Source organism: Nocardia carnea NBRC 14403 (genome assembly GCF_000308515.1).
Classification (GTDB): Bacteria; Actinomycetota; Actinomycetes; order Mycobacteriales; family Mycobacteriaceae; genus Nocardia; species Nocardia carnea.
The window spans coordinates 136,757-146,183 of sequence record NZ_BAFV01000013.1; the positions used below are offsets into that span (position 1 = coordinate 136,757).

The window sequence follows — 9,427 nt, forward strand, 5'->3', positions numbered from 1 at the left end:
TCGGGCACGCGGGGGCCGGATCCGGGTTCGATGCGAGAGGGTGAATGCACTCGAATGGAAACTGCCCGTCGTTCCCCTCGTGGCAGTCGCCGGCGTCGTGCGGGCACCCCTCCACTCGGCCAGTTACTGACCGCCGCGGTGGAATCCGCCGCGGACGAGGTCGCGATCCGCTACAACCCGACGGGCGCGCCCGCCGATCAGCTGGAGCTGACCTACCGGGAGCTGGACCAGCGGTCCTCGCAGGTCGCGCGGGAACTCATCGAACGCGGAATCGGACCGGGCGATGTGGTGGCGATCGGCATAGCACGCAGCCCGGAATCGGTGCTGTCGGTATGGGCCGTCGCCAAAACCGGTGCCGCCCACGTTTTCATCGACCCCGCCGCCCCGGCCGGCCGAATCGCGTCTATCGCCACCGATTCCGGGGCTGCCTTCGGCCTGACCACCTCGAAGTACCGGCGGGTCCTCGGTCGCGCCCTGTACTGGATCGAACTCGACGACCCGGTCCAGGCCGACCGTATCGCCCGGCGGCCCCGGCATCCCCTCTCCTACGCCGACCGGATTCGGACACTCGACGAGCGACATCCCGCATACATCACCTACCCCGGCGGTCCCACCGGTGAACTCGTGGGCATCGTGGTCCCGCACGCCGGACTCGGCGCGGTGGTCGCCGCGGTCGGCGACAGCTATGGGATATCCAGTGATTCCCGGGTCGTGCACAGTTGCCCGCCGACCGTCGATATCGCTGTTCTCGAATTACTGCTCACATGTACCGCGGGCGCGACCCTGGTCATCGCCCCGGCCGATGTATCCGGCGGGCGTGAACTGGGCGAACTGATCCACCGGGAACAGGTGACGCACCTGATCACCACCGCAGCCGTCGCGGAATCGGTGGACCCGGCCGGGCTCGACGAACTCGCGCTCGTCGCCGTCGTAGGTGACCGGAACGGATCCGCGCCGACCGGGCGCTGGGCGCGGGAACACTGTTTCGTCACCTCCTACGGCTGCTCCGAGGCCGGGATCGTCGCCACGAATACCGGCCCGGCGCCCCCGGACCGGCCGGGCACCATCGGTACCGCGGCGGCCGGGGTCGAGATGCTGGTTCTCGATGCCCGGCTGCGGCCGGTCCTCGCGGGGGAAGCGGGCGAGCTCTATCTGGCGGGCGCGGTCCTGGCGCAGGGCTATGCGAATCTGCCCGCACGGACCTCCGCACGTTTCGTCGCCGTACCCGGCGGCGGCCGGCCGGGCACCCGGATGTACCGGACGGGCGACCTGGCCCGGCACGTCGAAACACCGTGGGGCTGGGAAATCGAATTCTTGGGCAGCGCCGATTCCCGGCCGCAGGCCCACGGTGGCGACCTGCCGGCCTTCCCGGCCGAATCGCGACCCGCACCCGCGACCCCTGCCGCCTTCGTGCACACCGGTGATTATTCGCGGGCTACCGGGGGCGAGCCCGACCTCGGCGCGCTGCCGGAACCCATGCTCGAGTGGCCGGATTCCCATTCCGCCGCAGAGACACCGACCGCGGCGGTGAACGGGGCGATCACCGAATCCGCAGCGGAAGCCACCGCCGGCGCTCGCCCCGCGACCCCGTTGCCGGAAATACCAGGTCGGCCGGGGCTCCCGGGTGGGTCGGAACTACCGGGCGGCGCGGGGCTGCAGGGTGATGCCGGGCTGGGGAGTGACGCCGGCCTGCGGGGTGATGCCGGTTCGACGAGCCACGCGGATTTGATGGGCGTCCGCGGTTTGGTGGGCGACGCCGGCTTGCTGGATGGCAGCCGACCCGCGACCCGCGGTGGTGAGCCGGGTTTCGCATGGACAGCGACCGATACGGCCACCGGCGGTATGGGCGAGGTCCCGCTGACCCCGCTTCTCGACCGGTACCTCGCCGGTGGGGTGTTTCCGGGGTTCGCGCAGAGCGTGGTGCTGTCGCTGCCGGAAGGTATCGATCGCGCCGGGCTGGCCGCCACCGTCGGTGCGGTATCGGCCCGCCACGAGATGTTGCGTGCTCAGGTGGTGACCGAGGGTGACCGGTACCGCTTCGAGGTGCCGGACTACCCGCCGGGGACCGGTGTGCTGATCTCCGAGGTCGAGGTTCCGGCAGGCGCCGGCGGTACCGGGCCGGCCGAGATCGTCCGGGCGGCAACCAATTCTGCTGTGGCCCAGCTGGACCCGCTGGGCGGCCGGATGGTCGCCGCCACCTGGCTGCGGCGGCCCGGCGCCCGGGATGCCCTGCTGCTGGCCGTGCATCAATACGTCGTCGATACCGCGTCCTGGCGCATTGTCGTCGACGATCTGGCCCGGGCGTGGGAGCGGATGGCTGCGGGGCGCGATGTCGAACTACCGCCCACCGGGATATCGTTCCGGACCTGCGCGCATACGCTGGCCACTGCGGACCGGGACAGCGAAAACATCTACTGGCGTGAGGTTCTGGCCACGCCCGACCCACTACTGGGCACCCGCCCGGCGGACCCGGCCACCGATACCCACGGGGCGGTGTGCCGGTTCGCGGTCGAGGTGCCGGCCGGTATCGCCGGTAAGGTCCGGGCCGAGCTACCGGACCGGTACGGAACCGGCGCCGACGATCCGCTGGTGGCGGCGCTGGCGTTGGCGGTACGGAATTGGCGGTTACGGCGCGGTGTGGATTGTGCTTTCACCCGGGTCCGGCTCGAAGGGGACGGCCGTTCGTCCGCCATACTTTCCGAGGTCGATATCGCTCGGACCGTCGGCCGATTCAGCACCGAATACCCAGTGGCCCTGGACCTGTCGGGTATCGCCGGCGATGCGGCGTTACGTGGTGGCGCCGAAACCGCCGCGCTGCTGCAGACCGTGTGTGAACAGCTCGACGCAGTTCCGGACGGGGGAGCCGGTTTCGGAGCACTGCACCCGGCTACCCCCGGTGAGCCCGGTGCGGCCCCTGCACAGATCGGTTTCACCTGCCGCGACGGGGGAGTGGCCGAACGCGCCGATCCGGCCTGGTCGCCGACCGGTGAACTGGGCGATGTGCCCGCCGAACCCGATCCGGGTATGCCGGTGGACCTGGTCGTCGATATCGATGCCGTCGTGCGGGCCGACGGCGCGCTGACCGTGGTGTTCGGTTATCTCGCCGATATCGTCGACGAATCCGCGGTCCGAGAGCTGGCCGGTGATTGGCTGGCCGCTGTGCGCGCGCTGGCCCGGCACGCCGGGGACCCTGCCGCGAGCGGGTTCGATTCGCTGTTGATACCAGTGGCGGATGCGGAACTGGAGGCCTGGCGGGCGGTGCATCCGCGGCTGGCGGAGGTGCTGCCGCTGGGGCCGCTGGGCACCGGCCTGTTCTTCCGTTCCCAGCTCACCGCGGACGGTGCCGATGCGATGCTTTTCGCGCTGGAACTCGGCGGTGTTGTCGATCTCGACCGGCTGCACAGTGCCGCGCAGGCGCTCACCGATCGGCATCCGGCGCTGCGTTCGGTATTCACCACCGGCGCCGACGGCGTCCCGGTGCAGTTGGTCATCGAAACCGCCGAGGTGCCGTGGCGGGTGGTCGAGGATGTCGGCGACTACGAGATGGCCGACCTGCTGGCCACCGAACACCGCACCGGATTCGCCGTGGACAGCGCGCCGCCACTGCGGTTCACGGTCTACCGCACGGTATCCGGGCGGACGCATTGCGTGCTGGTCGCGCATCCGCTGCTGTTCGACACCGCGTCGGCGGCGATTCTGCTGCGCGATCTATTGACCCTGTACGGCCGGCACGGCGACGGAGCGGCGCTGCCCGATCCGCCGGCCTACCGCGAATACCTGCGGTGGCGCGCGCACGGCGATGCCGAGGCCGCCCGTGCCCGCTGGTCGGAGGTGCTGCGCGGTGCCCGGCCCACCGAACTCGGTGCGGTACTCGCTCCGCCCGCGCAACCGGAGGACGGGTACGGGGAATCGGTACACGCGCTCGGCGAAGAGGAAACAGTCGCGATGGCCGCCTACGCGGTGGCCTCCGGTGTCACGGTCGAAACCGTGGTGCGGGCCCTGTGGGCGCTGGTCCTGGCGAGTCTGACCGGCCGCGCGGATATCGTCTTCGGCGCTGTTGTTCCGGGCCGCCCGCCGGAGCTCGGTGGAGCGGACGAGATGGCCGGGCTACTGGCCGATACGATTCCCGTGCGGGTACGGCCGGAGCCCGGCTGGACCGTGCGGGAACTGCTCACCCGGATCCAGTCCGAACAGGCCACCCTGCTCGAACACCACTATCTCGACCCGGCCGGTATCCCCCCGGGTGCCACCCACCTTTTCGACACCGTGCTGGCCTTCGACCCCGACCCGGTCGACGCGGCCGGGTTGCGCGCCGCGGCCGGGGCGCTCGACGGTCTGGAGGTCGTGGATCTCACCACCCGGATCGACAGCCCCCACCCGGTGACGCTGGTGGTGGAAGCGGGCGACCGGCTGCTGCTGCGGTTGCGCTACCGCCGCGACAGTGTCGGCGAACTCGGCGCGCAAGCATTGTCGGGGCTGCTGCGGGCGCTCGTGGGACAGTTGCTGGCCGTACCCGCGCAGGTTGCTCTACCGGCCGCGGGCTGGTGGCACGCTCCCACAGTGCTCGGCGATCACGGCGAGCTACCTGCCGACCGGCCGCGGCCGGCCACCGCGTCCCGGCGCAGCGGTGTGTTGCGCCGAGAACTGGACAGTGCGCTGCACGACGCGCTGGATATTGCTGCCGGGCAATACGATACGAACGATTTCACCGTGGTGCAGGCTGCGCTGGCCGTACTGCTGGCACGACTGTCCGGATATCGGGAAACCGCGGTGGGCGCGTTCGCGACCAAGGGGTCCGCGGCGGGGCTGTCGGTCCTGCATACCGACGTGAATCCGGCGGACGGTTTCGATGCACTACTGGTCGAGGCCCGGGAAGCCGGGGCCGCGGCCCTGGGCACGGCCGGCCGGGGCAGCGAACGCCTCGGCCACCTGATCGACACCCTCCGCACGGTGGCTGGCCGGCCACCCTTCCGGGTGTTGCTGTCGACCGACAGCGAACCCGCCGAGCTGCCGGAAAAGCTGGATCTGCGGGTCGATCTGGTCGCCGACGGCGCCGGCGCCACCCTCGCCTTCACCTACGCCCGCGACCTGTTCGACGCACCGACCGTCGGGGATCACGCCGACCGGCTGCTCCGCATCCTGACCGCCGTGGCCGCCGACCCCGGCGTCGTCGTGGGCGATATCGACCTGCACTTCCCCGGGGAACGCGAACTGGTTCTGCGTGAGTGGAACAGTGCGGGCGCCGCAGTGCCGCCGGTGACAATGGTCGACCTGATCGAGGCCCGCGCCCGCCTGGACCCGGCGGCCCCCGCCGTGCGGTCCGGTGATGCGGTACTGAGTTTCGACGAACTGCTCGGCCGCTCCTATCGCGTGGCGCGCGGGTTGATCGATGCGGGTGCCGGCCCGGAAACCCTGGTGGCGGTCGCGGTACCGCGCACCGAGGACCTCCCGGTGGCCCTGCTGGGCGTGCTGCTGACGGGCGCCGCGTACCTGCCTATCGACACGGTGCAGCCTGTGTTCCCGGAAACGCAGTCCGTCGTTGTGCTCACCGTCGCGACGACACTCGATGCGGTACCCGCGGGCATGCCCGTGGTGGTTGTCGAAGAAACCACGCACCATTCCGCGAACCCGGTCACCGACACGGACCGGCGCGCGCCACTGTGGCCCGACAACCTGATGTATGCCGCGCACCCGGCCGCACCCACCGGTCTGACACATCGCAATGTGGTGGAGCTGTTCGCGAATACCCAACTGCTGTTCGATTTCGACGACGCCGATATATGGGCGCTGTTCCATCCCGTCACCTCCGGTTTCTCGGTATGGGAGCTGTGGTGCGCCCTCGCCGGCGGAGGCTGCGTGGTGGTGGTCGGCGCGGAAACCGCGGATTCGCCGCAACGATTCCGCGAACTACTCGTCCGCGAGCGGGTCACGGTGATCGGCCAGACTCCGTCGGAGTTCTATCGATTCATCGAGGCCGACAGCATCACGAACGCCCCGGATGAGACGTCCGCCCTGCGGTATGTGGTGCTGGGCGGCGAAGCCCTCGACCTGCGCCGCCTGCGGCCCTGGTACGAGCGCCACGGCGCCTCAGCGGGCAGCGAAAGGGACGCGCCGTGGCTGGTGAATATGTACGGCACCACCGAAACGACCGTGCACGCCTCGTACCTGATCTTGGACGAAAATCTGGTGGACCACCCGGCCAGTGTGATCGGGCGGGCGTTGCCGGGCCTGGACGCGCTCGTCCTCGACGATCGGCTACAGCCCGCACCGGTGGGCGTGCCCGGCGAAATCTACGTGGCGGGCGCCCAACTGGGCCGCGGCTACCTGGACCGGCCCGGACTCACCGCGACACGATTCGTGGCCGACCCCTTCGGCGTGCCGGGGTCGCGGATGTACCGGTCCGGGGATTTCGGGCGGTGGGCAGGATTCGCCGGACGCGCCAACCTGGAGTACACCGGTCGACGGCAGCCGCGCGAGTCGTGGGCCGGGCCCGAAGTAGTCGACGTCGTCTCCCTCGAACCTCCAGGGGAGCGCGCGCCATATACGGAGCCTGCGGGTCGTACGGAAACCGTTGTCGCCGAGGTGTTCGCCGAACTACTCGACGACGACCGGATCGGCGCGGACGACGATTTCTTCGTCCTCGGCGGTAATTCGCTGCTGGCCAGCCGGGCAGTGTCCCGTATCAACGAAGCGCTGGGCGCCGATCTCACCCTGCGCACGGTGTTCGAAGCCCCCGTTGTCTCCGCGCTGGCCGCCCGGGTGGTACCCGGGGCCGCCCGGGCGGCGCAGCGGCCGGCCCTGGACCGGGCCGAGCGGCCGGAGCGGATCCCGCTCGCGCCCAACCAGCACCGGATATGGCTGCGGGGCCGGGCAGACCCGGGCGCGCACAATATCGTGCTCGCCGTGGGACTCACCGGTGCGCTCGACACCTCGGCGCTGCGGTACGCGATCTCGGATCTATTGGAACGCCACGAACCGCTGCGCACCCGCTACCCGGTGGGACCGGACGGGGTGCCGTATCAGGACATCCTGCCGGTGGCCCAGGTACTACGGGGCGGCCTGGAGATCGCGGATACCGACGACCCATCCGGCAGGATCGCCGAATTGCGCGCCACCGCGTTCGATATCACCACCGCGGCGCCGATCCGTGGACTGCTGCTCGGCACCGGCGCCGACCAGCATATCCTCGCGCTGGTGGCGCACCGGATCGCCGCGGACAGCGCGTCCCCGGCGCCGTTGCTGCGGGATCTCATGACCGCATACCTGGCGCGGGTGAGCGGGGAATCGCCACGCTGGTCGCCGCTACCGGTGCAGTACGCCGATTACGCAATCTGGCAGCGCGCTCTCCTCGGCGACGAAGAAGACGAGAATTCGCTCGCGGCACAGCAATTGGGATATTGGCAGAAACAGTTGCGGGGATCGGCCAGGAGCAGCGCGCTGCCACCGGACCGGCTGCGCCCGCAACGGATATCGCTACCCGATGCCGCGATCGATATCGTCCTGCCCGCGCAGCTGCACCGGTCGCTGGATGCACTGGCCGAGGAACGCGGCGCCACCGTCTTGCTGATCCTGCACGCGGCGGTGACCGCACTGCTGCACCGGTCGACCGGCTCCGGTGATATCGCGGTCGGCCGCCGGATCACCGGCCGCGACGAACCGGCGCTGGCCGATCTGGTCGGCCGGTTCGCGAATACGGTTACCGTGCGAACGCGGGTCCGGGCCACACAGACCTTCATCGAGCTGCTGGACCGCACCCGGGAAACGAATCTGGCGGCCTCCGCCAACGCCGATACTCCTTTCGAACAGGTCCTGGACGCCGTAACACCCGCGGGCGAACCGCTGTTCGGTGTGTTGTTGTCGCTGCTCGACACACCGGCCGTCGTGAATCTGCCCGGGCTGACGGTCCGCGGATTGGATCACGGCATCTCGGACGCGGAGGTCGATCTGCGAATAGATATGGATCCGCACCGCGAGCGAGACGGTGCTCCCGGCGAGCTCCGGATCGCGCTGGCGTACCGCACCGACCTGTTCGACGAGGAGACGGTGCTCTCGTTCGGCGACCGGTTGACCCGGATCCTCACCGCGGTCGCCGCGGAGCCGAGGTTGCGGGTCGGGGATATCGATATCATCGGCGATTCCGCCCCGGAGCCGGCTGCCGAACCCACTGATACAGCAGACGCGGCATCCGGCTCCGAATCAGTGGTTTCGGCGGATGTGCCGGACGCTGGGGCCGGTGGTGGACCGGCGGGTTCGGCGGAGGTGCCGGGCATCACGCCCGATGATGAGGCAGTGGTTCCGGCAGGTATGGCGGCTACTGCGTCCGGTGGTGGGTCGGTTGATCCGGCGGGTATATCGGGCAATACATCCGGGGACGAGTCGGCTGTTGCGGCGGGTTCGACCGGGATCGCGACGGTTGAAACGGGCGTTGCGGCGCGTTCGCCCGCCTCGGCAGCATTCGTACCGCCGGATACGGCGGGGAGCGAATTTACTGCCGGGCCGGCGGTTTCGGCAGCGACCGCGGGTATCGCGCTCGCCCGGACCCTTACGGTCTCCGTGGAAGACGAACCGGACGGACCGGCCGTGGTCCGCGGCGACGAGGTGATGACCTACCAGGAACTGGATACCCGTTCGTCCCGGTTGGCGCGGGTCCTGATCGCCCGCGGGTGCGGGCCGGGGACCGGGGTGGTGACCGCGTTCGACCGTGACATGGATTCGGTGGTGGTCACCTGGGCGGTACTCAAAGCCGGTGCGGCACTGGTGCCCGCCGACGCCGTGCGGGTGGCGGCGACCGCAGGTCTGGTGGTGGAGTTCGGTATGGCGGTGACCGCCGCGCCGAGGAAGCCGGAGGTGGAGTGGCTGGTACTGGACGGTCCGGCTATGCAAACCGAGATGGGCCGGCAGTCCGCGCGGCCGGTCACCCACGCACACCGGGTACGGCCGTTGCGCGGCGGCGATCTCGTGGTGGTGGACGCCACCGGCCGGCGGGTGACCTACGACCGGCTGGCGGCCGCGGTGGCGCGGGTACATGCCGCCACCGAGCTGACCTACGAGGCCAGGACATACGGTTACGGCCGCGGTGACGGTCCGGCGGCGGTGACGGAGTTCGTGGCGGCCGGGGCCGCAGGCGCAACGGTGGTCCTGCCCCTCGGCGACGTCCGGAGGGCGACTCCTGCCGAGGAATGGATCACCCATCTGTGGTCCGACAACGAGGGACTCGGGTTCCTGCATCCCGGATCACTACCCGACCTGACCGCGCTGATCCTGGCGGACGGCGGTCCACCCGGACCGGCATGGCACGGGGTTGCCTGGGTGCTGGACCTACCGGCTCTGATCGGCTGACGGCCTGCCGGTCCGGATACGGCCGGCCGGATGGTCGAACAGTGACCGGGGCGGTAACCTGCCGGGTGCCATACCGGGGACCGGCGGG

General features: G+C 70.1%; 1 protein-coding gene. It reads left to right on the forward strand.

Features of this window, described 5'->3' with window-relative positions; translation table 11 throughout:
• The first annotated feature begins 54 nt into the window (after positions 1-54).
• Positions 55-9,339, forward strand: a complete 9,285-nt coding sequence (locus tag ON22_RS34365; RefSeq protein WP_156052295.1) for a condensation domain-containing protein — start codon at positions 55-57, stop codon at positions 9,337-9,339.
• The last annotated feature ends 88 nt before the right edge of the window (positions 9,340-9,427 follow it).

What these genes read in the sequence shown, in the direction of transcription:
- ON22_RS34365 (WP_156052295.1), top strand. Translation starts at nt 55, where the DNA reads ATGGAAACTGCCCGTCGTTCCCCTCGTGGCAGTCGCCGGCGTCGTGCG.